The sequence below is a fragment of the Paraburkholderia sediminicola genome (genome assembly GCF_046026895.1).
GTDB classification, from domain to species: domain Bacteria; phylum Pseudomonadota; class Gammaproteobacteria; order Burkholderiales; family Burkholderiaceae; genus Paraburkholderia; species Paraburkholderia sediminicola_C.
In genome coordinates, this window is record NZ_JAQQEU010000051.1 from 1 (window position 1) to 24037 (window position 24037).

At 65.9% G+C, this 24037-nt stretch carries 22 protein-coding genes and 1 pseudogene; 7 read left to right on the top strand and 16 right to left on the bottom strand.

Annotated features, from left to right (window positions below):
* Window positions 1-147 precede the first annotated feature (147 nt).
* The 3 genes from PQR02_RS27780 to PQR02_RS27790 form a co-directional block, all read right to left on the bottom strand.
* On the bottom strand, window positions 148-357 hold the full coding sequence (locus PQR02_RS27780; RefSeq protein WP_408239055.1) for a 4-oxalocrotonate tautomerase: 210 nt from the start codon (window positions 355-357) through the stop codon (window positions 148-150).
* Window positions 358-381: 24 nt separating this feature from the next.
* Window positions 382-1158: a class II aldolase/adducin family protein gene (locus PQR02_RS27785; protein WP_408238934.1), complete on the bottom strand. Its 777-nt coding sequence runs from the start codon at window positions 1156-1158 to the stop codon at window positions 382-384.
* Between the two features lie 66 nt (window positions 1159-1224).
* The gene (locus PQR02_RS27790; protein WP_408238937.1) at window positions 1225-2163 is read right to left on the bottom strand and encodes an urea transporter; all 939 of its coding nucleotides are present in this window, start codon (window positions 2161-2163) and stop codon (window positions 1225-1227) included.
* A gap of 260 nt (window positions 2164-2423) precedes the next feature.
* Between PQR02_RS27790 and PQR02_RS27795 the strand changes: the two genes are divergently transcribed.
* Window positions 2424-2978 carry a putative glycolipid-binding domain-containing protein gene (locus tag PQR02_RS27795; protein ID WP_408238940.1) on the top strand — a complete coding sequence of 185 codons (555 nt, stop codon included), beginning with the start codon at window positions 2424-2426 and terminating at the stop codon, window positions 2976-2978.
* 202 nt (window positions 2979-3180) lie between these two features.
* Here PQR02_RS27795 and PQR02_RS27800 read toward each other — a convergent pair whose 3' ends face one another.
* The 3 genes and pseudogenes from PQR02_RS27800 to PQR02_RS27810 all read right to left on the bottom strand — a co-directional run bounded on the left by PQR02_RS27800 (window position 3181) and on the right by PQR02_RS27810 (window position 4993).
* The gene (locus PQR02_RS27800; RefSeq protein ID WP_408238943.1) at window positions 3181-3828 is read right to left on the bottom strand and encodes a GNAT family N-acetyltransferase; all 648 of its coding nucleotides are present in this window, start codon (window positions 3826-3828) and stop codon (window positions 3181-3183) included.
* 145 nt (window positions 3829-3973) lie between these two features.
* Window positions 3974-4078: pseudogene (locus PQR02_RS27805) on the bottom strand (MurR/RpiR family transcriptional regulator); the annotation flags it as partial.
* Window positions 4079-4105: 27 nt separating this feature from the next.
* Entirely contained in the window at window positions 4106-4993 is an 888-nt protein-coding gene (locus PQR02_RS27810) for a DMT family transporter (protein WP_408238946.1), read from the bottom strand.
* Between the two features lie 114 nt (window positions 4994-5107).
* On the opposite strand from PQR02_RS27810, the gene PQR02_RS27815 reads away from it, so the two are divergent.
* Window positions 5108-6565 carry an aminotransferase-like domain-containing protein gene (locus tag PQR02_RS27815; protein ID WP_408238949.1) on the top strand — a complete coding sequence of 486 codons (1458 nt, stop codon included), beginning with the start codon at window positions 5108-5110 and terminating at the stop codon, window positions 6563-6565.
* Window positions 6566-6595: 30 nt separating this feature from the next.
* Here PQR02_RS27815 and PQR02_RS27820 read toward each other — a convergent pair whose 3' ends face one another.
* From PQR02_RS27820 to PQR02_RS27830, 3 genes are all read right to left on the bottom strand, one after another.
* On the bottom strand, window positions 6596-7675 hold the full coding sequence (locus PQR02_RS27820; RefSeq protein WP_408238952.1) for a TAXI family TRAP transporter solute-binding subunit: 1080 nt from the start codon (window positions 7673-7675) through the stop codon (window positions 6596-6598).
* Window positions 7676-7867: 192 nt separating this feature from the next.
* A complete protein-coding gene (locus tag PQR02_RS27825) occupies window positions 7868-9241 on the bottom strand; it encodes a hypothetical protein (RefSeq protein ID WP_408238955.1) in 1374 nt (457 codons plus the stop codon).
* A gap of 393 nt (window positions 9242-9634) precedes the next feature.
* Window positions 9635-11170, bottom strand: a complete 1536-nt coding sequence (locus PQR02_RS27830; RefSeq protein ID WP_408238958.1) for an MDR family MFS transporter — start codon at window positions 11168-11170, stop codon at window positions 9635-9637.
* 101 nt (window positions 11171-11271) lie between these two features.
* On the opposite strand from PQR02_RS27830, the gene PQR02_RS27835 reads away from it, so the two are divergent.
* A complete protein-coding gene (locus PQR02_RS27835) occupies window positions 11272-12024 on the top strand; it encodes a TetR/AcrR family transcriptional regulator (RefSeq protein WP_408238961.1) in 753 nt (250 codons plus the stop codon).
* A gap of 126 nt (window positions 12025-12150) precedes the next feature.
* On the opposite strand, the gene PQR02_RS27840 is transcribed toward PQR02_RS27835, so the two are convergent.
* A complete protein-coding gene (locus tag PQR02_RS27840; RefSeq protein ID WP_408238964.1) occupies window positions 12151-12870 on the bottom strand; it encodes a ribonuclease activity regulator RraA in 720 nt (239 codons plus the stop codon).
* Window positions 12871-13400: 530 nt separating this feature from the next.
* Here PQR02_RS27840 and PQR02_RS27845 point away from each other — a divergent pair.
* The gene (locus PQR02_RS27845) at window positions 13401-13913 is read left to right on the top strand and encodes a response regulator (RefSeq protein WP_408238967.1); all 513 of its coding nucleotides are present in this window, start codon (window positions 13401-13403) and stop codon (window positions 13911-13913) included.
* A gap of 175 nt (window positions 13914-14088) precedes the next feature.
* Here the strand turns inward: PQR02_RS27845 and PQR02_RS27850 are convergent, their stop codons facing one another.
* Both PQR02_RS27850 and PQR02_RS27855 read right to left on the bottom strand, forming a co-directional pair.
* Window positions 14089-14682 carry a Fur family transcriptional regulator gene (locus PQR02_RS27850; RefSeq protein WP_408238970.1) on the bottom strand — a complete coding sequence of 198 codons (594 nt, stop codon included), beginning with the start codon at window positions 14680-14682 and terminating at the stop codon, window positions 14089-14091.
* Window positions 14683-14896: 214 nt separating this feature from the next.
* Entirely contained in the window at window positions 14897-15523 is a 627-nt protein-coding gene (locus PQR02_RS27855; RefSeq protein WP_408238973.1) for a glutathione S-transferase family protein, read from the bottom strand.
* A gap of 180 nt (window positions 15524-15703) precedes the next feature.
* On the opposite strand from PQR02_RS27855, the gene PQR02_RS27860 reads away from it, so the two are divergent.
* Window positions 15704-17383 carry an ATP-binding domain-containing protein gene (locus PQR02_RS27860; protein WP_408238976.1) on the top strand — a complete coding sequence of 560 codons (1680 nt, stop codon included), beginning with the start codon at window positions 15704-15706 and terminating at the stop codon, window positions 17381-17383.
* A 115-nt stretch (window positions 17384-17498) separates the two neighbouring features.
* On the opposite strand, the gene PQR02_RS27865 is transcribed toward PQR02_RS27860, so the two are convergent.
* Complete coding sequence (locus tag PQR02_RS27865) at window positions 17499-18446, bottom strand: phosphoribosyltransferase (protein WP_408238979.1); 948 nt, start codon at window positions 18444-18446, stop codon at window positions 17499-17501.
* 300 nt (window positions 18447-18746) lie between these two features.
* Between PQR02_RS27865 and PQR02_RS27870 the strand changes: the two genes are divergently transcribed.
* Together PQR02_RS27870 and PQR02_RS27875 are read left to right on the top strand one after the other, a co-directional pair.
* Complete coding sequence (locus PQR02_RS27870; RefSeq protein WP_408238982.1) at window positions 18747-19289, top strand: putative pterin-binding protein; 543 nt, start codon at window positions 18747-18749, stop codon at window positions 19287-19289.
* Window positions 19259-21109, top strand: coding sequence for an ATP-binding response regulator (locus PQR02_RS27875; RefSeq protein ID WP_408238985.1), 1851 nt, complete (start codon window positions 19259-19261; stop codon window positions 21107-21109). Before PQR02_RS27870 ends, PQR02_RS27875 begins: the two co-directional genes overlap by 31 nt.
* A gap of 106 nt (window positions 21110-21215) precedes the next feature.
* Here PQR02_RS27875 and PQR02_RS27880 read toward each other — a convergent pair whose 3' ends face one another.
* The 3 genes from PQR02_RS27880 to PQR02_RS27890 form a co-directional block, all read right to left on the bottom strand.
* A complete protein-coding gene (locus PQR02_RS27880; protein ID WP_408238988.1) occupies window positions 21216-22070 on the bottom strand; it encodes a helix-turn-helix domain-containing protein in 855 nt (284 codons plus the stop codon).
* 355 nt (window positions 22071-22425) lie between these two features.
* Window positions 22426-23766, bottom strand: a complete 1341-nt coding sequence (locus PQR02_RS27885; RefSeq protein ID WP_408238991.1) for a type II toxin-antitoxin system HipA family toxin — start codon at window positions 23764-23766, stop codon at window positions 22426-22428.
* A 2-nt stretch (window positions 23767-23768) separates the two neighbouring features.
* Window positions 23769-24023 carry a helix-turn-helix transcriptional regulator gene (locus PQR02_RS27890; protein ID WP_408238994.1) on the bottom strand — a complete coding sequence of 85 codons (255 nt, stop codon included), beginning with the start codon at window positions 24021-24023 and terminating at the stop codon, window positions 23769-23771.
* Between the last annotated feature and the right edge of the window lie 14 nt (window positions 24024-24037).

Consider the following 24037-nt stretch of genomic DNA (forward strand, 5'->3'; position numbering starts at 1 on the left):
GCTACGCCGTCACGGCAACGCATTGGAGCAATGCGTTGCTGAGCAACAACAGTTACGCGCGCAATGCGCGTAACTTTTCGGCGGTGCGAGGCTTTTTCGGCCTCGCGCGCGTTGGTCCCGCCAGCGCGTTCAGCCGCAGGAACGTCACTATTCGGCGTCCGACCACAAACGTCCCCCGGTTGCCCAGTTTTCGCGTTTCACGTCGGTGAGGATGATATCCACCGAATTCGGTTCTACGCCGAGCGATTCGCAAGTTGCTTGGGTGATCGCTTCGACGAACTGGCGTTTCTGTTCCAGCGTGCGGCCTTCGAAGAGTTCGATATGAAACGTGGGCATGGCATGACTCCGTTGAGCAATGAGAGAGACGAGCGAGGCGCGGCTTCAGTCGCGGTAACCGCGATCGATCCGGTCGAGCTTGCGCAGCAACGCGGGCCATTCGAGCGCGCCTTCGATTGCGCCGCCATCGTACAGTTGTTCCGCCGTGCGCGCCGCGACGGCATGGCTCGGCACCACCAGTTGCGCGCCGCCTGCTTGCGCTTGCAGCTGGATCTCGCAGGCTTTTATCAGCGTCGCCATCAGCACATAGGCCTCTGCGACCGTGCGGCCGGACGTCAGTGTGCCGTGATTGCGCAGCAGCATCGCGGGTTTGTCGGCGAGATGCGCGACGAGCCGTTCGCCTTCGGCCGGCGTGAACGCGAGACCCTCGTAGTCGTGATACGCGAGCTGTCCGTAGAAACGCAACGCATGTTGCGAGGCCGGCAGCAAGCCGGCCGGTTGCGCGGACACCGCCACGCCCGCCGTATTGTGCAGATGCATCACGCAGAACGCGTCGGCGCGCGCCGCGTGGACCGCGGCGTGCAACGCGAAGCCGGTCGCGTTCACCGCATGGTCGCTGGCGCCGACGATGTTGCCGGCGATGTCGATCTTCACGAGATTCGACGCGCGCACTTCATCGAACGCGAGGCCGAACGGATTGATCAGGAAGTGGCCGGGTTCGCCGGGCACGCTGGCCGAGATATGCGTGTAGATCAGATCGTCCCAGCCGTTGAGCCCGGCGAGCCGATAGGCGGCGGCGAGGTCGACGCGCGTTTGCCGCTCCGCGTCGGAGAGCGGGCCGGCCTCGGCAATGCGGCCAGCCGGGGTGTGAGTGAACGACATGTCTGTCTCCTGAAGTTGCCGGCTTGCCAACGCGTGCGAACCGGCGTGCGATGCCACGGCACGACGTCAATTCGCGCGCGTGGCTGGAGTCGTGATCGGGCTTGCGCGCTTCGTGCGCTGCGCCGGTTCGGCTGCGATCGCGCGGCGCGTAACGCGCTGCAGGAGTCTTTGCATGCACCACGTGGCGAGTACGAAGGGCGCTGTCATGACCGGCCAGCCGAAGTCAGCGGCTGCCGCTTGCAGCACGACCGCAAGCGCGACGCCGCCGAGCATCGGCATGACGCCGCAATCGACGAGCGCGAGCGCGGTGAGCGCGCCATTGAATCCTAACAGGCCGGCGTCGAACGAGCCTGTGCTCGCGCCGAGCAGCAGGTGCGCGGCGCTCGCGAGTGCCGCGCCGCTCAGGGCGCCCAGCGCATGCCGGCGCGATGCGGCGGCAATGCCGATCAGCACGAGCAACCCCGCTAACGCGCCCGGCGCAAAGCCGGTTTGCGCGAGGCTTGCGAGCACGCCGCTGCTCCATTGCGCCGCGCCGTGCACGTGCAGCGGCACGGCGCTGGCTGGCGACGTGGCGCTCGTCATCGTGGGCAGCCAGAGCCACGTGACGATCAGGCAAGGGCTCGAACAAACGCCCAGTCCACGCGCACGCAGCCAGCGCGACCACGGTGCCAGAAGCCAGGCGGTGCCCGTCGCGGCGAGAATCGTCACGGCTGCGGCGGTCGCGGGGTCGGCGATGAAGCTGAAAGCAGCGAGACCCGCCAGCGCGCCGTTGAAGCCGTGCAGCCCGGCGCGGGTGTCGGCGTCGCGATAGCCGGCGAGCAGCGCGCTCACGTTGGCCGCGACCGCGCCCATCAGCGCCGCGCACGCGAGGCGCCCGTCGGTCAGCAGCCAGGCGGCGAGCAGGCATGCGCCGGTGAAGGCGTTCGGTTGCAGCACGATCTGGCCGAGGCTGCGCAACAGCGTGCGCAAGGCGGCGGATTGGGCTTCGGTCGCGGCGGCGTGCATGGTTTTACGGCGGCTCGATGATGGGCTTCCGATGACGCCGTGCCTGCCCGCAACGTAAGCGGCGGCGCGGCCCGGCGGTCGGTCCGGTTGAGGGCGAACCGCGAGCATAGGCCAGCTACGCCTTATCGGGCATCGTCGCGGGTTGATAGGGGATATTTGCGACACCCGCGCATCGCGCGCGCCACATCGCTGCGCGGCGATCTTTCGCGCTACGATAGTTGCCCGGCGCAGGCCGCGCCGTTTCCCGAGGAGACAGATCGATGCGTGAACTACGGTGGGTATCGGAAGAGGGCGACGGTATCGAACATCTGTCGTTCGACGCGCGCGCGGACGGCTTCGCGGTGGAGAGCGTGCTGGTCGGGCAGCGCTTTGGCAATGCGTACGGGTTGCACTACACCGTGCGCTGTGACGAGCAATGGCGCACGCGGCATGCGTGGCTGAAGATCGTCGGCGGCGCGGAACTGGAGTTGCACGGCGACGGCGCCGGCCATTGGCACGACGGCCACGGTCTCGTGCTGAGCACGATCGAAGGCTGCATCGACATCGACATTGCCGCGACGCCGTTCACCAACACGCTGCCGATCCGCCGACTGCAACTGGCCGAGGGCGAGCGTCAGCCGATTTCAGTCGCTTATATCTCGACGCCGGATTTGCAGGTCACGCGCGTCGAGCAGGCGTACTCGTGCGTCGCGTTGCATCGGGAGTATCGCTACGAGGGTATCTTCCGCAATTTCACGGCGAACATGCAGGTGGACGACGACGGCCTCGTGATCGACTACCCGACCTTGTTCACACGGCTGCCGCGCATGCGTTGACCGGTGCTGCGGCCTTTCCGATGTCCGGCGACGATGGTCGACGCCCGGTTGCGAGGTGTGACGCTTGCCGGTTCGATGGAGCCGGCGGGCGAAGGTGGAAAAAGCGCCGTCTCGGCGATGGCGGGATTTTCGGCGCGGTGGCCGATGTGGCGAATAACGCGGTGGCCAATGCGGTGGCGACGCGAGCCACCAGCGCGGTGCTTCAGCCGCGCCGCTGCGCCGCGCTATCGGTCACATCGCCGGCTACATCGCCGGCCGCATCATCGGGCACGGTGGAGTCGCCGCGGCCTAGCGTGCGTTGCATCAGCGTGGTGTCGAGCCAGCGGCCGTGTTTGAAGCCCACTGCCTTCAACGTGCCGGTCAACTCGAAGCCCAACTGCTGGTGCAGCGACAGCGAACCGCCGCTGCCGCCGTCGGCGATCACGGCGACCATCTGACGCCACGGCCCGGCTTCGCAGCGCTCGATCAGCGCCTGCAGCAACACGCGGCCGATACCGCATCCGCGATAGGCGTGGCTCACGTAGATCGAATCCTCGATCGTGTTGCGATACGCGGCGCGGGGCCGGTAGGGCGTCGCATAGCAATAGCCGGCGACCTCGCCATCGATCTGCGCGACCATGTATGGCAAGCCGTGACTACGCACCGACGCGAGCCGCGCGCGCAGATCGTCGACGGAAGGCGGCGTTTCTTCGAACGACGCGACGCCGGTCAGCACGTGGTGCGCGTAGATCGCCTGAATCGCCGGGAGATCGGCCTCGCTGGCGTCGCGGATTCGCACGGCGGCGAGCGGGGCGCCGCTGGTTGCGTGCATTGCTGCGCAAGGCGATGGCGCGGGGTGGGTGTGACTCATACGTGTTCCTGTCGTGGCCGGAGAATAGGACGAGACGTTTTACTATGCCTGCCGCCCGCGCTGATTTGAAGCGCGTCAAAAATCCGCGCCATGAGCGCTTGCCGTTATCGTGTAGCGATTCCCGTGTCGAACGAAGCGGCGCGCTTCACAAATCGAACTGATCGAATTCGCTTTGCAATTGCCGGTTTCGCGCGACGCGTTCGTCGATTGCCGGCCCGAGCCGTTCCACGATCGCCGAGATCAGCAGATTGCAACCGCGCTTCTCGCCCGGCTCTCTTCAGACCACCGGCCGCACCGGCGCGCTTCGCGAGAAACGCCGCGCGCCTGCCACGCAAGCCACCACCACGACGGTGACCAGGATCATCGCGGGCGGGACCTGCTCGTGCAGCAGCAGCCCGGCCAGCAGCAGGCCGAAGAACGGCTGCAGCAGTTGCAACTGTCCCACCGCCGCGATGCCGCCGAGCGCCAGCCCGCGATACCAGAACACGAAACCGATCAGCATGCTGAACAGCGACACGTAGGCGAGTCCCCACAGCGCCGCATGGCTGATTCCGTCGAACGAAGCGGGCCGGGTCCACCATGCGAGCGGCAGCATCAGCGGCAGCGACAGCACGAGTGCCCACGAGATCACCTGCCAGCCGCCGAGGTGCCGCGACAGGCGCGCGCCTTCGGCATAGCCCAGCCCGCAGACGACGATCGCGGCCAGCATCAGCGCGTCGCCGATCGGCGATGCGTCGAGGCCGTGACGCAATGCGAATCCGACCACCGCGCCGCTGCCGAGCGCCGAGAACAGCCAGAACGCCGGTTGCGGACGCTCGCCGCCGCGCAGCACACCGAAGATCGCAGTGGCGAGCGGCAGAAGCCCGACGAATACGACCGCATGCGCGGAACTCACATGGCGCAGCGCCAAGGCCGTCAGCAGTGGAAAGCCGACCACCACGCCGAGCGCGACCACCACCAGCGGAATCACATCGCGGCGGGCGGGGCGCGTTTGACGGAACGCCAGCAATAGCAACAGGCCGAGCGTTCCCGCAATCGTGGCGCGCGCGACGGTCAGGAAGACCGGGTCGAGTCCTTGCACGGCAAGACGCGTGGCCGGCAGCGAGCCGCTGAAGATCAATACGCCTGCGAGGCCGCTCAACCAGCCGTTGGTTGTCTTTTCCATCAGAAGAGTCCACGCCCATGAAATAGAACGTATAGCATCCGCTTTGCCGCCAAAAACGGTAAGCTACAGATCAGTACACTTTGTACGAACTGTACGGAACATGGAGCAGTACAGATGGCGGAAGGTGAGAACAGTCGAGCTGCATCGGGCACGCGTGTCGGCACGGTGATGGACAGCTTGCGCGAGCGCATTGCGAGCCGCCTGCTGATGCCGGGCGCCCGCGTGCCGTCGATTCGCGCCATGACCGCGACACTCGGCGTATCGAAGTCGACCGTGGTGGAAGCATACGACAGGCTGGTCGCGGAAGGGGTGATCGTCGCGCGGCGCGGGTCCGGGTTTTTCCTGTCGGGGCATGCGCCGCCGTTCGCGCTCGCCGATCTCGGGCCGCGTCTGGATCGCGAGGTCGATCCGTTGTGGCTCACGCGCCAGTCGCTGGAGACCAGTGCGAAAGCGTTGAAACCCGGGTGCGGCTGGATGCCGCCGTCATGGCTGCCGGAAGACGGCGTGCGCCGCGCGTTGCGCGCGGTGGCGCGCGATCCGCACTCGCCACTCGCCGACTACGCGAGCCCCGGCGGCTTGCCCGCGCTGCGCCAGCAGCTCGCGTGGCGGCTCGCGCAGCATGGCGTGGAGGCGCCGCCCGAGCAGATCGTGCTGACTGACGGCGGCACCCACGCGCTCGATCTGGTGTGCCGCTTCCTGCTCGAACCGGGCGACACCGTGCTGATCGACGATCCGTGCTACTTCAATTTTCAGGCGTTGCTGCGCGCGCATCGCGCACGTGTCGTGAGCGTGCCGTATACACCGTCCGGGCCCGATCTCGCGGCCTTCGAGCGGGTGCTGACCGAGCATCGTCCACGCCTGTACGTGACTAATTCGGCGATCCACAATCCGACCGGCGCGACGCTTGCACCGGCCGTCGCGCATCGGCTGCTGAAGCTCGCGGGCGAGCACGAGCTGCTGATCGTCGAGGACGATATCTTCGCCGACTTCGAAGACGAAGCCGCGCCGCGTCTTGCCGCGTTCGACGGCCTCGCGCGCGTGGTGTCGATCGGCAGCTTTTCGAAGACCTTGTCCGCTGCGGTGCGTTGCGGCTACATCGCCGCGCGCGCCGAATGGATCGAGCCGCTGATCGATCTGAAGCTGGCTACGACGTTCGGCAACGGCCAGCTCGCGGCGAGCGTCGTGCACCGCATGCTGGTGGACGGCACCTACCGGCGCCACGTGGAAGGAATGCGCGCGAAGCTCGCCGACGCAATGGGCGAGACGATCAGGCGCCTGGGCTACGCGGGCCTCGACATCTGGACGCGCCCGCGCGGCGGCATCTTCGTGTGGGCGCGTCTGCCTGGGTCGCTCGATGCCGCCGAGGTCGCGCGTCACGCGCTCGCCGACAACGTGGTGTTCGCGCCGGGCAACGTGTTCAGCGCGTCGCAATCGGCGGCGGGTTTTCTGCGCTTTAACGTGTCGCAATGCAACCGGCCGAAGGTGTACGAGGCGTTGCAACGGGCGATGGAAGCGTCGGCCGTGTCGGCCGTGTCAGGCGTGTCACGCGCAAGGGAACGGGCGTGCGCCTGAACGCGCGCGCGTCCCGCTATCGCGCCGAAGCTACTTGCACAGCAGAAGCAGGCGTTCCTGCTCGGAGCATGTGGGACGCGGTTTCGGCGTCCCTTGTGTGGCGGCCGTGGCGCTCATTGCCGCACTCCTGTTCGTCAGACACGCGCGCAAGTGCTTCTCGACCGGCCCGTAGTATTTCCAGCCGCGCACGAGCGTCGGCAATTCGAGCTTCACCTGCTTCCATTTCGGATGTCCGTGCTCCTGCAGATTGTCGAAGTTCGCGCACAGCGAGTCGGCAAAACGATTCAGATTGCCGACGGTGTCGCGCAAGCCGTAATCGTAGGTGACGAGAAAAGCCTTCACGGTCAGCGTGGGGACGTCTTCCTTGAGCCAGGTCGGATAGCTGGTCGCGCGGATCGTCGCGGGGAAGTAGGTCTGCTTGGCGCGCACCGTTTCGGGCGCGGCCGGATCGACTCGCAGCAGGCGGATCTGCTGCAGCAGCTCGGGGTTCATGTCGTTGAACAGCTTCGCCGGCTGCCCGACCACGATGATCGCCACGTCCACCTTTTTCACGATCAGCGCGGCCAGTGCGTCCTCGTTGTTCAGGTGCACGACGTTCTGCTCGGGAATCGACTGGCCGAACATCAGGTGATAGAGCGTCGTGGCCGACTGCGCGGTGCCGCTGCCGATCAGGCCGACGCTGATGGTTTTGTCCTTGATGTCGGCCAGGGTTTTCAATGGCGAGTCCGCGCGCACCACGACGTTGATCTCCTCGTCGTAGAGCGGCATGATGAGCCGCAGCGGCCGGATCGTGGTGCCCGCGTCGGGGTTGCCCGCGTTAGCCATGTCGATGTAGGCCTGGTACACGTCGGACTGCACCAGCGCGAGCTTCACGCCGGGCTCGAAGCGCATGCGCTGCACGTTCTCAGCCGAGCCCTTCGACGCCACCACGTCCAGATCGATCCCCACCGGCTGCGCCACCCATTTCGACAGGTCCTGACCGATCTGGATATACGTGCCGCGCTCCGGCCCGGTGACGATCTTGTAGTGCGCCGGCTCCGCCGCGCCACCCAGCGAAGACACGACCATCAGCGCCAGCCCCAGCCATCCTGCCAGAAGTCTCTTCAGCATGGTCTATCTACCTATTGGTCAGGTTTTTACAGCTTCGCGCGCGATGCGCACGAAGCGCCGGTGAGCCGGTTGCCATGTCATGTTCAATGCGCCGCGACGGCCGTGTCCGTGTGTTGCCGCTCAAAGAGCAAACGATATTGTGTGCAACGGGCGCCGTTAGCTGCTATGTAATTCGGTATCCAAACAATGTGTCTACTGGCTGGGTGAGGGGTTCGCGGCGAGCTTGCCGCCGGTCGACGGCGCGCGGTGCCAGCCGGAGTCCTTGATCGCGCGTTCGCGCGCGTCGAGGCCGCTGCCGTTTGCACCGCCGCCCGCGGCAGTCGCGCGCGGCGCGGCCGCGATGAGTTCGCTGTTTGCCGGCACGCCTGCAGGCAACGGTGTTTGCAGCTGGACCGCTTGCGACCCCGGGGCGGGCTGCGCTTGCGCGAGCGGATTGCCTTGAGCCGCAGCGGCGGCCCCGGCGTGCGGCTTGAGTGGCGCCCAGCCCGTCTCGCGGATCACGCGTTCGAGGATGAGCTTCGCCGCGTCGTTGCCGGTGTCGATGGCGAGCGCCTCGTTCGCGTGCTGCCGCGCGCAGGGCCACGACTGCTGCGCGACGCACGTTTGCGCCGCCTGCAAGGCGCTGTCGCGGCGCGCGATCAAGGGCCGCAAATCGGCTGCGAGATTCTGCGCGTCGGCGTTGCCTGGCTGCAGCGACTGCGCGGCGGCGAGCGAGGCTTGCGCGGCAGACAGATCGTTGGCGCGGAATGCGAGGCGCGCCGATTGCAACGCTTGCGACGCGTCGCGGAACTGCTGCCCCGGTTTGGCTGGCGCGGCGGCCACAGGCGGGGCGGTGACCACCGGCGGCGCGGCCATCACAGGCGGCGCGGTGACCACAGGCGGCGGGGCGGGCGTCGCCGGAACGACCGGTGTGGCCTTGACGGCGTTGTCCGGAGCGGCGGGTTTGAGCGCGACGGTGGGCGCGGTCTTTACCGCGTTGCCCGCGGGCGCGGGCTTGACCGGGGCGGCGGGGCGGTCCGGTTGGGCCGGTGCCGCGAACGGCGCGATCGTGCCGGTCGTCGAGCGGGCGTCCTGGGTTGCGACAGTAGTCTGATCGGTGACGATGTCATCCGTATCGCTGCTGTCGCTGAAGAGCACATACAGCACGTACCCGAGAGCGAGCAGGAAAACCACCCCAATGGCGAGCAGCACTTTGCGCGCGGTCAGTCCCGTGTTGTACGGAGGATAAGGCGGGTCGTCGAACTGCGGCGGCGGCGCAACCGGCGCACTGGTCGACACGAGCGAGGTGGCGTGCGCCGCTTCGCGAGGCAGCGCGTCGGCGGGATGCGCGGCGCGCGCCGTGAGATCGGCTTCGCTGCGCACGGCCGGTTCGTCGTCGAAGTGCTGCCCGGCCGGGCTCATCGCTTCGGCGCGGCTGCCGGAAAGCGCGCTGCGTTGAGGCTTGCTTTCGTCGAGCGGATGTACCGCGCCGCAATACGGGCAGTAGTCGACCTGCCGGTACAACGCACCACCACAACGTTTGCAGGGCGTAGGAAAGCTATGACCGAATGCTGTCTGGGTGGACATACCGTGGACCCACCTGTGGAAAACGATGCCATTACGGCATCCGGATCGTGTTGAGGCTGGAGCCTTGTCCGCGGAATCACGATCCACATGCGCCGGAGAGTCTTGGAGACGCAAGCGCTGGCTTGCGTTGTCGTCGCTTGCAATATGTGGTGTTTCGCTCAGAACGTCAATGTGCGTTGGCCCCTATTCTGTGTGCGTCAGCGCACATTTTGAAGTAGGACGAAACAGTGCCGATGCCCCCAGAACGAGTGGATGCGCCGTTTTTCAACGCAGTGCTTTTGTGCGGGTGCAATACGCGAAGGCGTGGCGTAGAAACAGCACGAGGCCGACGCGCATGCGTTCGACCCCGTCATTAAGCGCTTGCATCAAGCGCGGGAAAGAGCACGGCAGCGATCAGTGCTTGCGCAGTGGATGATCCTTCAGCAACCATGCGAGCACGAAAGCCAGCACCACGACACAGGCAGCCGCGAGATAGACCGTGTGCAGCGCGCCGGCGAACGCGTGCAGATAGTCGTTGCGCAACGCCTCGGGCAACTGGCGGATCGCGGCGGGCCCCAGCGCGTGGGGCAATTCGGTGTCGGGCGGGATCACCGTTTCGAGGCGGGCGGCCAGGCCGTTCGAGAACACCGCGCCGAAACCGGCCACGCCGATCGAGCCGCCAATCGAACGGAACAAGGTCGCGCCCGAAGTAGCGACGCCCATATGCCGGAACTCGACCGTGTTCTGCACGGCGAGAATCAGCACCTGCATCACCATGCCGAGACCGCAGCCCAGGAGACCCATGTAGAGATACATCACATGAATCGGCGTATCGATGTGCAGACACGAAAGCAGCATCATCGCTACTGCCACGAGCAAGGTCCCCATGATCGGAAACATCCGGTACTTGCCGATCTTGCTGATGATGCGGCCCGTCACCATTGACATCAGAAACAGGCCGCCCATCATCGGCAGCATCTGCATGCCGGCTTCCGACGGCGTCGAGCCTTTCACCACCTGCAGATAGAGCGGGATGAACGTCACCGAGCCGAACAGCGACACGCCGATGATGAAGCCGATCAGGCTGCTCAGCAAAAACGTCCGCTGTTTGAAGAGTTCGAGCGGCATGATCGGTTCGGCCGCACTGCGTTCCTCGTGAATGAAACCCCAGATCGCGACGAGGCCCATGCCGAGCGTGAACCACAGTTGCGGCGACGACCACGGCAGGATCGTGCCGCCCTGGCTCGTGAAAAGGATGATGCAGGTGAGCGCGCCGGCGAGAAACGCGGCGCCCATGTAGTCGATGGTGTGCTTCACATGGCGAACGTGCGGCTTGAACACCGCGCCGATCACGGCGAGCGAAACGATGCCCAGCGGCAGGTTGATGTAGAAAATCCAGCGCCACGTGAGGTGTTCGACGAGGAAGCCGCCGAGCAGCGGCCCGATCACGGTCGCGAGACCGAACACCCCGCCGAACACGCCCTGATAGCGGCCGCGTTCAGCCGGCGGGATCACGTCGGCGATCGCGGCCATCGTCACCACCAGTAGCCCGCCGCCGCCGAGTCCTTGCAGCGCGCGCAGGACGATGAGCTGGCTCATGTTCTGCGCGATCCCGCACAGCGCGGAGCCGACCAGAAACACCACGATCGCCGTCTGCAGCACGATCTTGCGGCCGAACAGGTCGCCGAATTTGCCGTACAGCGGCACGACGATGGTCGAACTGAGCAGGTAGGCGGTTACCACCCACGACAGGTTGTCGAGCCCGCCCAGTTCCCCAACGATAGTCGGCAGCGCGGTCGAGACGATCGTCTGATCGAGCGCGGCGAGCAGCATGACCAGCAGCAGCGCCGGAAACAGCAGGCGGATCGGCGGATGGTCTGCAGCTGGCGAGTTCGCCCGTGAATCCTGCGGCGCAGGCACGGCGGGGTGAGTCGGAGTCGATTGTTCCATGGCACGGGGCATTGAAATTAATTAATTCGGAGATTAATATATGCGACATCGCCTCACTCGTCAAATTGAATGCAATGGCAAGGATTCCAGCAGATGACCAAATGGTGAAGAATTCGCCGCGCGGCACGGCCGCAGTCAAAGCGGGCACGACGTCGAAACGCCCGGCGAAAGCCGCGTCAGTCGAATCGGCGAGCGCGGCCGCTGCCGTGCCCGCGCGGCGGCCGGGCAGGCCGACAGGGGCCGCGCGCGGGCCGGAACAGCGCAGCCGCCTGCTCGACGCCGCGCTGGAGCTGTTCGCGCGGCAGGGCATCGTCGACACCACGCTCGGCGAGATTGCGCGCGAGGCGGGCTTTACGCCGGCGATGATGCATTACTACTTCAAGACCCGCGATCAACTGCTCGACGTGCTGGTCGACGAGCGCTTCGGGCCATTGCGCGCGGGGCTCGGGGTGCCGTTCCAGGAGAATCCCGACGATGCCGTCGCGGCGATCACGCAACTCACGCAGCGGCTGGTGCGAGCGGCGAGCGAGCACCCGTGGTTTGCGCCGCTCTGGGTACGCGAGGTCATCAGCGATGGCGGCCTGCTGCGTCAGCGCATCCATGAGCGATTCGGCGACACGCATCAGAAGGCATCGCTGGCGGCCATCGCACGCTGGCAGAAGGAAGGGCGTCTGAATGCGGGGCTGGAACCCGCGCTCGTGTTCGTCACGTTGATGGGGTTGACGCTTCTGCCGCTAGCCACGTCGAAGATGTGGCGCAATGATCCTTTGCGGCGCAACATCGGCGGCGAAGAGATCGCGCGGCATGCAGTCGCTTTGCTGGTTCAGGGGATTGGTCCGGCTAAAGCGGGCTGAAGCGCTGCGCACCTCGCAATGCGCGGATGTTCGCCGGATTCCACGGCCGGCGCGCTCGCGACTTGCCTTCTTGCTTCTTCTCATCCTTGCGCAATCTTGCATGCCATGTTGAGACGCGTGATCGGCTCACGCCTTGCGGCGCTTCTTCCATTCCTCAAACGCCGCCTTCGTCGCTTCGTTCGGCGGATAGGTGCCGGGCAATGCGGCGCCATCACGAATCCGCCCGGTGAGAAACGTCTCCAGCTGTTCCTGCTCGGCGGCGGCTTGTGCGACATCGGCGGCCATCTGGCGCGGAATCACCACCACGCCGTCGGCGTCGCCTACGATCACGTCGCCCGGAAACACGGCGACGCCGCCACAGCCGATCGGCACATCGATATCCACTGCATGGTGGCGAATCAGATTGGGCGGCGCGCTCGCACCCGCGCAAAATACCGGCATGCCCAGCGCGGAGATCGTCGTGCTGTCGCGCACCGGGCCGTCGGACACCATGCCCGCGACGCCACGCACCTGCAACCGTAGCGAGAGAATCGAACCGAACGACGCGCTGCCGCGCTCGCCGCGGCAATCCTGCACGAGCACGTGGCCGGCCGGAATCGTTTCGACGCATTTGCGCTGGGCGTACTCGGGGTCCGCAAACAGTTCGAGCACGTCGATGTCTTCGCGTGACGGAATGTTGCGCAACGTGAACGCGGGTCCGACCAGATTCGCGCCGCTGTGCGCAGCGAGCGGCGCCACGCCCTGCATGAAGGTATTGCGCAAGCCGCGCTTGAACAACTGCGTGGTCAGTGTGGCGGTGCTGACATGACGAAGTGCTTCGAGTGTCGCGAAGTCGAGATCGGACATGGTGTCGGATGGCCTCTGGTTGGGGTCGGGCAATTGGCGCGCGCGCGGCGCGGCAACCCAAAAAGCGAAGCGGCAGATGCGGCTCATGCGCCCACGATGATAGCGCCGCGCACGACCCGCGCACGACCCGCTCACGCGCCGCTCGAGCGAAGCTCGCGCAAAGGGTGGCGATACCCGTTGCGCGATCGGGTCAGGCAAACTCACGTCCGGGCGCGGCACGCTACGTGCTGTGAAGCATGTGGATGTGTACGCCGCGCCCGCTGAACACGCCCGCCGGCGACGCAAGAAAAATGAATACGAATGACGGAATGACGCCGGACGGCACCAGTTGTGAACGGGGTTCACGTGTGTTGCCGCGAGGCATCGGGAGTCGGCGTCGGGTCTGCCAGGCCTGCCGGGCTGTGGCGCCGGAAGCCGGTTTTTTATCGGCGTGCAAATATGGCGCGTTACCGTGCGCGCGTGTTGCGCTCGGGCCGTGTTCTACAATTTCGGCCTGTTTGCAACTCGGCGCATCAAATCGAGTCGGAACCATGAACACCAATCTCGCAGCCGCGCAAATCGGCGGCCAGCAGCAGAATGAAACATTGGCCACCTCTGACGGCCTAACTGGTTTTTTAGAGCAACAACGGAAAATGAACGGAGCATTGAGACTCGATCAGGCCACGATCGTGCTCGTAGAAGACGACCCGGATAGCCGGGAGTCGCTGACCTTGTTACTCGAGGCGGAAGGCGCGCATGTCTGCGCCGCGGCGGATGCGGAAGAGGGCGTCGAAGCGGCGCTGCGGTTGTCTCCGGACGCCGTCGTCTGTGATCTCGACTTGCCGGCCATGGATGGCTTCTATCTGATCCAGCGGCTGCGCGACCACGAAATTCGCAGCGATCAGACGCCTTCGGTCGCGGTGGCGCTCACGGGCCACACTGACGACGCGTACCGCTTGCGCAGTATCGGCGAAGGCTTCCAGCATTTCATGACCAAGCCCGCTCTGCCGGATGACCTGGTGACCTTGCTGCACGACGCGATCGTCGCTCGAGCGGCGGGTTGAGCGCGGGTTGGGTGATGGAGGGTGAGCAGGGTCGATTCGCGCTGGGCTCGCGGCGCGTAAGGGCCGCGCGTTTGAAGGCGAATCCGGCTTCGCGAGCGTCGCGAGCGCGTTGAGAAGCCGGAGGTCATCAGCCGGACTCGCCCCGCGGCCGCGATCCGGGCCGCCGGCGACACCGTTACTTCGCGGTAGCCACAGGCGTCGCCGCGACCGTGCCGGCTTTGCCGCCTTCGCCGCTACCCGCCGCTTCGGCTGCCTGACAGGCGGCGCACAATCCCTTCAGTTCAATTTCATCGCTTGCGAGGCGGTAGCCCGCGTCTTCGATTTGCGCGACGAGCGCCTGCCGCAGCTTCGGCTGATGCAGCTCGGTGACGCTGCCGCACTGTTGGCAGACCACCAGGATGCCGTGCTGACATTGCGTCAGATCGTGGCACACAGTGAACGCGTTGATCGACTCGATCCGATGCACGAGCCCCGCCGACAGCAGGAAGTCCAGCGCGCGATACACCGTGGGCGGCGCCGAGCCCGGATGGATCTGGCGCATCTCGTCGAGCAGCGAATACGCTTTGGTCGCGCGCCCAGAATTCAGCAGCAATTCGAGCACCTTGCGGCGAATGGGTGTGAGCTTCTCGCCGCGTTCGCGGCAATATTCTTCCGCGAGGGTCAGTGCGCCTTCCTGCGAATCACCGTGTGCGTGCGCCGGCTCAGGGGCAGCAGCGGAGTGGGCGGAGGTGGCCTGAGCGGCGGGCGCGGTGGGCTTGGAGGTCTTCATGCGTCGATTATAAAGGCGCGCGGTTTTTGCTGTGCCTCGCGCGCCGCCCATGCGAGATGCGCGTTGCCGTCGCGCCTGCGCGCCTTGACGAGCCAGGGCGCAGGACACTTGCGCGGCCGTACGACAGATCGACAAGCGAGCAGGCAAGCGGCTCGACAGAAACGCCTGTCGAGCCCGTGCGGCCAAATCGAAACCCAAACGCTAACCGAACGACTCAGGTCAGCGGAAAATCGACGTACTTCTTGAACCCCGAGCGAGTCGCAATGCGCGAATACCAGCGCTCCAGATTCGGCAGCGACGCGCGCGCCACGCCGTTCAGTCCGAACCAGCGTTTCGCGTACGCCCCGATCACGATGTCGGCCAGCGTGAACATCTCGCCTTCGAGAAAGAAGCGGCCTTGCAGATGCGTATCCAGCGTCCGCCAGAGGAGGCTCACCGCGCTCACATCGGTGGCGAGTTTGGCGGTATCGCGTTGTGCATCCGGCGTGCGGACGACGGCCCAGAACACCGGGCGCTCGGCGGGTTGCAGTGTGGACAGCGACCAGTCCAGCCAGCGGTCGACGCTCGCACGCCGTTGCGGCTCGGATGGATACAGCGGGCTCGATTCGCCGTATTGCAGCACCAGATAACGCAGGATGGCGTTGGACTCCCACAGCACGAAATCGTCGTCGACCAGGGTTGGGATCTTGCCGGTCGGGTTCATCGCAAGATAGTCGGGCTCGTTATTGCGGCCGAACTGCATGCCCGCATCGATGCGCTCGTATGGCAGCACCAGCTCGTCGCAGCACCACAAGACTTTCTGAACGTTGACCGAGTTGGCGCGTCCCCAGAGTGTAATCATCCGGTAAATCCTTTTTCTCTCACGGTTGGCAAGCCGCGCGCGGCGCGCGGCGTTCAACCAGCAACGATACACGATGCGCGCGGATTGCGCGCCATGGCGCGCAATCCGGCACATTCCCGCGGCGCGCCCGGGCCTGCGCGTTGCGTACAATGACCGCACCCGAATACGACGAGGCACCGCATGGCCCGCATTGTCCCCGACGACTGGAAGAGCCTCGCCGCCACCGGCGCGGCGGCACGCGAACGCGAGACCCTCGCGTTGCTCGAGGAGGCGCTCCCGGCTGACTACACGGTCTATCACGGCGTCCACTGGACGCGGCTGAACCAGAACTTCTCGGTGTTCGGCGAGGCCGACTTCGTGATCGTCAGTCCCGCCGGGCGCGTGATGATCGTCGAGCAGAAAACCGGCTTCCTGCGCGAGACACCGAAGGGGCTCGTCAAGGTCTATCTGCAGACCGAGCGCAACGTGGCGATCGCGCTCGCGCACACCATCGAGGGTTTGCATCGCCGCTTTACCGCGGCGTTCGGCGCGGGCACCTATTTCATCGAGGAACTGCTGTACTGCCCCGACCACATTGTCCGGAATGCGGCGATTGCCGGTGTGAATCCATCGCGTATCGTCGACGCGGCGCGTCGGGACCGGCTCGCGGCGGTGATCCGCGAAGGGTTGCCGGCCGACGAGCCGCGCCTTGCTTGCGCGTCGAAGATCCATCATTTTCTCGCCGACGAACTCGCACTCACGCCGGACACGAGCGCGCTGGTCGGCCAGGCGGGCACGCTCGTCACGCGCCTCGCGGGCGGGCTCGCGACATGGGCGCGGCGGCTCGAGTTCGCGCCGTTCCGGTTGCGCGTGATCGGCACCGCGGGCTCGGGCAAGACGCAACTGGCGGTGCAGGTGATGAAGGATGCGGTGGCGCGCGGGCAGCGGCCGTTATACGTGTGCTTCAACCGGCCGCTCGCCGATCACATCGTGCGGGTCGCGCCGCCCGAGGCGAAGGTCGCGAACTATCACCAGCTATGCGACTGGATTGCGCGCGACGCGGGCCTCAAGCCCGAGTTCCAGTCCGGCCAGGTGTTCGAGCAACTGGAGACGATGTTCGCCGACACGCCGATCGAGCCGCGCTGGCAGTTCGACGTGCTGATCATCGACGAAGGGCAGGACTTCCAGCAGCCGTGGGTCGCCGCGCTCGAGCGGCTGTTGCGCCCCGGCGCCGCGTGGTGGTGGCTCGAAGACCCGCTGCAGAATCTGTATATGCGCGAGCCGGTGGCGCTGCCGGGCTGGACCACGCTGAAGGAGACCACCAACTATCGCAGTCCGCGTGACATTCTCGACTTCGTGCGCGACATGGTCGGCGCTTCGGTGCCGCTCGCGGCGGGCAGTCCGTTCGACGGCTCCGAGGTTTCACTGTCCGTGTACGACGAAGCGCATGCGGCCGAAGCCAGCGTCGAGGCGACCAAGCGCGCGATCACGCAGGCTTTGGCGCTCGGCTTTCGCAAGCAGGACATCGTGGTGCTGTCGTTTCGCGGCCGCGAAGGCTCGGCGCTGACCGCGCAGGATCAGCTGGGCCCGCATCGGCTGCGCAGCTTCACCGGCAAGTACGATCTGTTCGGCAACCCGGAGTACCGCGAAGGGGACGTGCTGTTCGAATCGATCTACCGCTTCAAGGGTCAGGCCGCGCCGTGCGTGATTCTCACCGAGGTCGACTTCGACGGGTTCCACGAGCGCGTTGCGCGCAAGCTGTTCGTCGGCGCCACCCGGGCGACGATGAAGCTGATCGTCGTCGCGTCGCAGCGGGCGGCGCGGCACTTGGGGTTGCGCGACGGGAAAGAGAGCAGGGAAGCGAGGGAGAGCGAGCGCTAGTTCAGGCCGCTTTGCTCACGACGGGTCATTCGGCCCAAGCCCAAATTAAAACCTGAAGGCGCGGCGTCCAACGCCCTCAAACCCGCGCCGAAACTTCAGTCCACCCGTCACTCGATCAACTCCACGCCCGCGCACCAACCAGCATCGCGGTGCGCGTCAGCGCATCCCACCAGATCACGCGCAACAGCGGCGCCTGCTGTGCGATCAGCAGCGCCTGCACCGGATCGCTCTCGACAAAGTGCGTGACCCCGCCGCGCAACGCCGCCGTGGCCTTGTGCGCGGCGGCGCCGGCGGGACTTTCGTCGTGCGCGCCGGGCGTGCGCATCACCAGTTGCATATGACCGAAGCCATGCCGCGCGAGCCAGACCTCGGTGCGCGCGCGATCCAGCTCCGGGCGGCCGGTGATGATCGTGCGAACCCGCTGCAGATCGATGCCGGGCAGCACGTCGAACGGCAGCAGCGCATCGCGTTCGGCGAGCGCGGCGGCCAGATCCTCGTCGTAGCGCGCGAGCGGCACGTCGGGCAGCAGAATGCCGTCGAGGTCGATCGCATACGTCGCGTATTCGTGGTCGTCCGCCATCGCTGGTGCACGGCCGGTTTCGACGCGTTCCCAATCCGCGCGATAGCGCTCGGTGTAAGCCTGGCGTTCCCACGGAAACAGCGCGAAGTAGCCGCGCGCATCGATCGCGTAATCGGGTTGCGTGCGGCTCAGGTCGTCCACCGCGCCGGCCAGCGTCCTGACGTCGAGTCCCTGCTGGCGCAGGAACGCGATGCAGTCGGTCAACGTGAAGCCGCGCCCCGCAATGTCCTCGCACAGCAGCACTTTCGAACCCGCGGGCGGGACGGGCAGCGTCGAATCCCACGCGACCGCGCGCGACTGGCGCTCATAGCGCAGAAACGCAACCGGCGTGCCGACCGCATGCGACACCATCAGCGCAAGCGGCGCACCGCCGCGCAGAATGCCGATCGCCATCGTGAAGCGCTCGGCCAGCAACGCGGGTTGCAGCGATTCGATCCAATGATCGAGCTGTTCATACGTGAGGGGCAAAACCGGCTTGGTCATGGCTCTGATGGCGCCGCGTGGCGCGCGTAGGGCGAGTGTCTTTTTACAGGCGCGGCCCGGCTCGATGGCCAGGCCCGGCGGCGAAGCGGCGCGGTGCATTTTTGGGATAAAGAATTTTTGGCGATATTATGCATGCGGTTCAAAGATCGCGTGTCGGGGTGACGCGCATCACCGTCGGACATCACGTGCCGGCAAGCCCGTGCGGGCAACGAATCGAGCCAGGAGCGGCGACGGACTGCCTCGGCGCAGCGCCGGACCCCGCCAGCAAGAGATTACAGATAAAACAACGGATAAAAACAGGTGACCACGGTGACTGCATTGCGGCATGACAGAAACAGCGCATCTAGCCGCGCACGCTCGGCGATCGGCGTGATCCTCGCATTGGCCGCGTGGGGGGCGCAGGCCCAGCCGGCGGCTTCGAAGCTGGAACTCGACGTCGAGGGCAAGATCGGCAAGACCAACGATGCTTCACACCATGCCTATCACTTTACCGAGGCTGAGCTGCTTGCGCTGCCGGTCCATTCGATCACGACCGCGACCACGTGGACGCCGCGCTCCACCTTCACAGGACCGCTGCTCGCGGATATCCTGAAGACCGTCGGCGCCTATGGCGCCCAGGTCGAGATTCGTACGCTCGACGACTACACCTACACCGTGCCCGTGTCGGACTGCGACCGCTACGGCGTGGTTGTCGCGTACAGCATGAACGGCCAGCGTCTGAAGATCAGCGATTTCGGGCCGCTGTTCCTTATCTATCCGCGCGACGCATACCCCGGTGAACTGACGGGCGCGTTGGGCGATTCGAAATTCGTATGGCAGATCAAGGCCCTCGTCGTCAAATAGCGCGCCGTCCGTGGCGCCGCGTCTTCTACGTGCTGATCTGGCTGACCGCGCTCGCTGCGCCGGCCGGCGCGATCGGCTATCTGCTGTACGCGAATCTGCTCAACCCGCGCGCCACCGAACAGTTGACCCGCACCTACGACGGCTTCTACTGGGACGCCGCGCAGTTGCAGATCGCCTACGCGCGCTTTGAGAACCAGTTGCTGCTGTATCAGTCGGGCGTCGACGACGACTATCAGCGGCTGATGCTGCGCTTCGAGTTGCTGCAATCGAAGCTGCACGTGATGGCCGGCTCGACGAGCCGGCTGACCACGCAACTGGCGCTGCTGCAACGGCAGCTGGACGAAATCCACTCGCTCGATCATCTGCTCGCCGACATTCAACCCGCGGTGGACGCCTTGCCGCAGGACCACGCTCGCGCGAATCAGATCGTCGCGAGCATGCGCGAGCACTGGAACGAGATCAACGATCTGGCGCTGAGCCGCCGCTTCGCCGATGTCGCCGACCGCGAGGCGATGAACCGCGACTTCATCGACAAGCGGCGCATGCTGTTTGCGGGCGGCCTGTTGCTGCTGTTGCTGTCGGCGGCTGCGACGCTGCTGCTGGTGCTCAACGGCCGGCGCCGCACGCGTCTGATGCACCAGCAGCACGCGGCGCTCGCCGCCGAACACCAGGCGAGCTTGGCCGCGCGCGAGGCGGGTCTCGCCAAGGACGCGTTTCTCGGCATGATCAGCCATGAGCTGCGCACGCCGCTGCATGCGATCGTGTCGTCGATCGAATTGCTGGGCTTCAACTATCACTCCGAGGCCGACCGCAAGGTGATCCAGCGGCTCGAAACCGCGGCGCGGCATCTTGAAGCGCAGATGAAAGACCTCACCGACTACGCGCGTCTGGGCGCCGGCAAGCTCGAGTTGCGCCACGAGCATTTCGAGCCGCGCGAACTGCTCGCGTCGATCGTCGACGAACACGCGATGTCGGCCGCCGCGCGCGGGCTGAAGCTCGAAAGCGACGCGAGCGGCATGAGCGGTCTGGTCGATTCCGATCCGCACCGGATTCGCCAGATCGTCAACAACCTCGTCACCAACGCGATCCGCTACACCGAGACCGGCACGGTGCGGGTGCAATTGCGGCAACAGCCGGCCGTGCTGCTATTCGTCGTCAGCGATACCGGGCCGGGCGTGCCGCAGGCGCAGATTCCGCTGATCTTCCAGGAGTTCACGCAACTGGACGCGTCGCGCACGCGCCGCTTCGAAGGCGCGGGAATGGGGCTCGCCATCGTGCAGGGGCTGGTGAAACTGTTCGGCGGCGAGGTCGACGTGGCGAGCACGCTGGGCGGTGGCACCACCTTCACCGTGGCGATCCCGGTCACGCCGGTCGCCGCCGCGCGGCCAGCCGGCGTGGCCGCGCAAGCCGAGCCCGGCGGCGCACGGCCGTGCGTGCTGATCGTCGACGACAACCGGCTGATTCGCGAATCACTCTGCGAAATGATCGTGCACATGGAGTTCGACGCGCACGCCGTCGCCACTGCCGACGCCGCGCTCGCATGGCTCGACACGCACCGCTGTGACGTGGTGCTGCTCGACCTGCATATGCCGGAGCGCGACGGTTATACGTTTCTCGCGGATTTCGCGCACCGCGGCGGGCCGTCGACGGGGGTGCCCGTGATCGTAGTCAGCGCTTATGCACCGGATGCCGGTCCGGCGGGCGATAGCGGGGACGCGCACGGCTCGCAGCCGTTCTTCGACGCGTTGTTAAAGCCGGTGCATTACGAGGATTTGCGCAGCGCGTTGCAGCGGGCGCTGGCTTCGCGGCATACGGTGTGACGCCTCGCGCGCGACGTGCGAGCGGTGCGTCTGGTGCGTGTTGACCTGAGCACGCACCTTCAGCCGCGTTGCAGCGCGCCCTTGACCGCCGCTGTAGTGACCGGCGTTACGGCCGGTTCAGCCGCTTGGACAGATCGGCAACCAGGATCGCCATGCGCGCGGGCTTCTCATAGCACGCGACGTCGTAATCGCGGATCACCTGGCTGATCTCCGATTCGCTGGCCTTGCCGGTCATCAATTCGCCGGTGAGCACGAAAATCGGCGCATCCGGATTCTCCGACGCGCGCACCGCCTGAATGGCGGCCGCCGAAGTCTGCGCGCCGAACAGCCAATCGATCACGACACCGTCGAACACCTGGCTTTGCAGCTGTTCCGCGAAAGCCGCGAGGCCATAGATCGCCACCGCCGCGAAACCGCTGCGCTCCAGATAGTCGCGCAGGTTGTCGGCGCTCGCCTGATCGTCGTCGACCACGGCGATGGTCGGCTTGTCGGTCTCGGCGCGGCGCGGATAGATCTCGATCTTGTGGACCTCGTACGCGCTCTGGTAGAGCGTGCCGTCGTGACGCGCCACGCGCCACTGCCCGAGCTTCGAATACGCGACGAATTCCGGGCGGCTGCCCGGTTCGAGCGCGGCACCAATCCAGGCGGTGCACGCCAGTTCGACCGCGCCGATGCAGAACACGGCTTCCTGGGCGATCGCGCCGACCATGCCCGGATCGAGCGATTGCGCGCCGAACAGCTGGGCGGCGGGTTCGCCGAACACCTCCGCGACTTTCTTGATCTGTGACAGCGTCCACGGGCTGTTGCCGCGCAGCTTGCGGTGCCCCTGAGAAAAGCTCAGATCGAGGATGCGGCAAAGCTCCGTGGTTTGCTGGCGCTTGCCGATTCCGTGCCGGCTCATCAACTCGCGCACGCGCTCGGCAACTGCGATTGAGTCAGGTGAGTTCGTTTCGTTGGCCATACTGCGTGAGAATCCGCCGTCTTAAAGTGTGCTGGGGAGTGCGATACGGCACGCGCAGCGCGAGCATGCATCGTCGATGCAGGCCGACCGGCTTTGCTGGGGGGCCGCAAATGTACCGCAATAGTTATCGCGATCTGGATTTTTGTGGGACCGCCGCTGGGGCGATGAGTGCAAGAGAACAACCGACATTCCATCGATTTTTATCTGTTTGGCATAAAACGCATTTTACCGGTGAAACGGTGCATATCTGTAAGGAAATGCGTTCGGCGGGTGCGGCGCACCATGGCCGGCGTGGCTCGCGGCGCTGGATCGTCCGCGCGGGCCGACTCCGTCGCTTGCTTCCGGGTGCATGAACCTACGCCGCCGGCATTTTTTCGAGCCTGGCCGCCGAGCTTTTCAGTCCTTTGAAAATCCGTTCGGCGACCTTGGCCGGAAAGCACGCGGGCAATTCCGCCGAGACCTGCGCGATCACGTCGGGCGTCGCATCGATCAGCCGCTGGATCAACGGCTCGGCGTGCGCGCCATACGAGCATTTCAACGCCATCGCGTTGAAGTGGCGCCGCTGCACGTCGCGAAACGCATCGTGCTTGCTGCGCGACCACATGCCCATCGCGAGTCTGGCCTTGAACCATGACCACTGATTGGGGCCGTTGCCCTCCACCGGCCAGATCGACATCACGTCGTAAAGCGGCGTCAGGCGGAACTGGCCGCCCGCCAGCAGGCGGATGCTGAAGTTCTTCGCGTGGCCGTCCGGCGCCGCCAGCATCCAGAACAGGATCTGGCTGGTCAGCAGCGTTTCGATATCCTGCCGTGCCGCGACCGATTGCTGGAGTATCCGCGCGAGGTCGAGCACGCCGGGGCCGCCTTCGTTTTCGTATTTGCGATGCGACGGCACGCCGTACACCTGGCAGAAGTCTTCCTGCGGCAGGCGCAACAGCCATTGCCCGCTCGAATGCATCTGCCGGTCGAAGCGCTCCACGCTCAACACGCGCTGCTTGCCGAACGTCATGATCTCCGTGTTCGCGACCGGCAAGCCATAGGCGCGCAGAATGCGCAGGCACAGCCACTCGTTTTCAACGGAAGTGCTGAGATCGGCCAGCTTGTTGCCGACGAGACCGAGCGGCAGCTTGAAAATATGCGTGGTGGGCGTGGCGCCATGCGGCCGCTGCCATTGACCGTCGTGCCATAGCAGCGCGGTTTTCTCCTGCGCGCCGGCGAGCGAGATGCGGAAGTCGTCGCTTGCGTCGCGCGCGCCGAGCGCGGGACTGCTGACCGTGCGCGCCAGCAGGGCTTCGATCTCGGTGTCCGAAAGCGGCGTCCCCTCGATCCGGTCGACGCCGGCCGGTGCGTCGTCTTCCGCGAGCAACTGGACGGCGCCCACGCAATCGCGGCCGATGGCTTGCAGCAGGTCGAACGCGTCGAGCGTTTCGGTCTGGTAGCGCTGGGCGATGCGCTTTCTGATCGCCTCGCTGTCGGGCAGCAGGTTGTCGAAATAATTGAGCACACGCGGCCCTTTGTGCGCCATGTTGCCCGGCGTGAACGGCAGCGACAGCGACAGCGGCCGCCCCGCGGGCGACGCGATCCACGCGGGATCGTAGGCGAATTCCATCGGGCCGCGCGCGGACAGGCGCCAGACGCCGACGCGTTCACCGTTCGCCCATACCGAAAGCGCGCGTGAATGGGTTTGCCGGGCCATGCTCACCACTCGACGCCGGGTGCAGGCTCGGGCGCCGGCTCGCTCCTGTCGCGTACTTGCAGCTGCAGGCCGTAGATGCCGCACAGCGCCAGCAGCTGGTTGAGCGTGAGGGGCTCGGCATCGGTTTCCAGGGCGGAAATGCGGCTCTGGCTGACGCCGATCCGCGCCGCGGCCTCGGCCTGCGTAAGGCCGGCTTGCCGCCGGCTGGCGGCGAGCAGCTGGGCCATCTGATCCGGTGTGGCGATGAGGTGGAGCATGGCGAATTATCTGG

Coding starts and splice junctions, on each gene's coding strand:
- PQR02_RS27885 (WP_408238991.1), bottom strand. CDS start 23,766: ATGGCCCGGCAAACCCATTCACGCGCGCTTTCGGTATGGGCGAACGGT.
- PQR02_RS27865 (WP_408238979.1), bottom strand. CDS start 18,446: ATGACCAAGCCGGTTTTGCCCCTCACGTATGAACAGCTCGATCATTGG.
- PQR02_RS27790 (WP_408238937.1), bottom strand. CDS start 2,163: ATGCACGCCGCCGCGACCGAAGCCCAATCCGCCGCCTTGCGCACGCTG.
- PQR02_RS27880 (WP_408238988.1), bottom strand. CDS start 22,070: ATGGCCAACGAAACGAACTCACCTGACTCAATCGCAGTTGCCGAGCGC.
- PQR02_RS27860 (WP_408238976.1), top strand. CDS start 15,704: ATGGCCCGCATTGTCCCCGACGACTGGAAGAGCCTCGCCGCCACCGGC.
- PQR02_RS27810 (WP_408238946.1), bottom strand. CDS start 4,993: ATGGAAAAGACAACCAACGGCTGGTTGAGCGGCCTCGCAGGCGTATTG.
- PQR02_RS27835 (WP_408238961.1), top strand. CDS start 11,272: ATGGTGAAGAATTCGCCGCGCGGCACGGCCGCAGTCAAAGCGGGCACG.
- PQR02_RS27815 (WP_408238949.1), top strand. CDS start 5,108: ATGGCGGAAGGTGAGAACAGTCGAGCTGCATCGGGCACGCGTGTCGGC.
- PQR02_RS27825 (WP_408238955.1), bottom strand. CDS start 9,241: ATGTCCACCCAGACAGCATTCGGTCATAGCTTTCCTACGCCCTGCAAA.
- PQR02_RS27830 (WP_408238958.1), bottom strand. CDS start 11,170: ATGGAACAATCGACTCCGACTCACCCCGCCGTGCCTGCGCCGCAGGAT.
- PQR02_RS27855 (WP_408238973.1), bottom strand. CDS start 15,523: ATGATTACACTCTGGGGACGCGCCAACTCGGTCAACGTTCAGAAAGTC.
- PQR02_RS27875 (WP_408238985.1), top strand. CDS start 19,259: ATGGCAGATCAAGGCCCTCGTCGTCAAATAGCGCGCCGTCCGTGGCGC.
- PQR02_RS27800 (WP_408238943.1), bottom strand. CDS start 3,828: ATGAGTCACACCCACCCCGCGCCATCGCCTTGCGCAGCAATGCACGCA.
- PQR02_RS27840 (WP_408238964.1), bottom strand. CDS start 12,870: ATGTCCGATCTCGACTTCGCGACACTCGAAGCACTTCGTCATGTCAGC.
- PQR02_RS27820 (WP_408238952.1), bottom strand. CDS start 7,675: ATGCTGAAGAGACTTCTGGCAGGATGGCTGGGGCTGGCGCTGATGGTC.
- PQR02_RS27785 (WP_408238934.1), bottom strand. CDS start 1,158: ATGTCGTTCACTCACACCCCGGCTGGCCGCATTGCCGAGGCCGGCCCG.
- PQR02_RS27845 (WP_408238967.1), top strand. CDS start 13,401: ATGAACACCAATCTCGCAGCCGCGCAAATCGGCGGCCAGCAGCAGAAT.
- PQR02_RS27890 (WP_408238994.1), bottom strand. CDS start 24,023: ATGCTCCACCTCATCGCCACACCGGATCAGATGGCCCAGCTGCTCGCC.
- PQR02_RS27795 (WP_408238940.1), top strand. CDS start 2,424: ATGCGTGAACTACGGTGGGTATCGGAAGAGGGCGACGGTATCGAACAT.
- PQR02_RS27850 (WP_408238970.1), bottom strand. CDS start 14,682: ATGAAGACCTCCAAGCCCACCGCGCCCGCCGCTCAGGCCACCTCCGCC.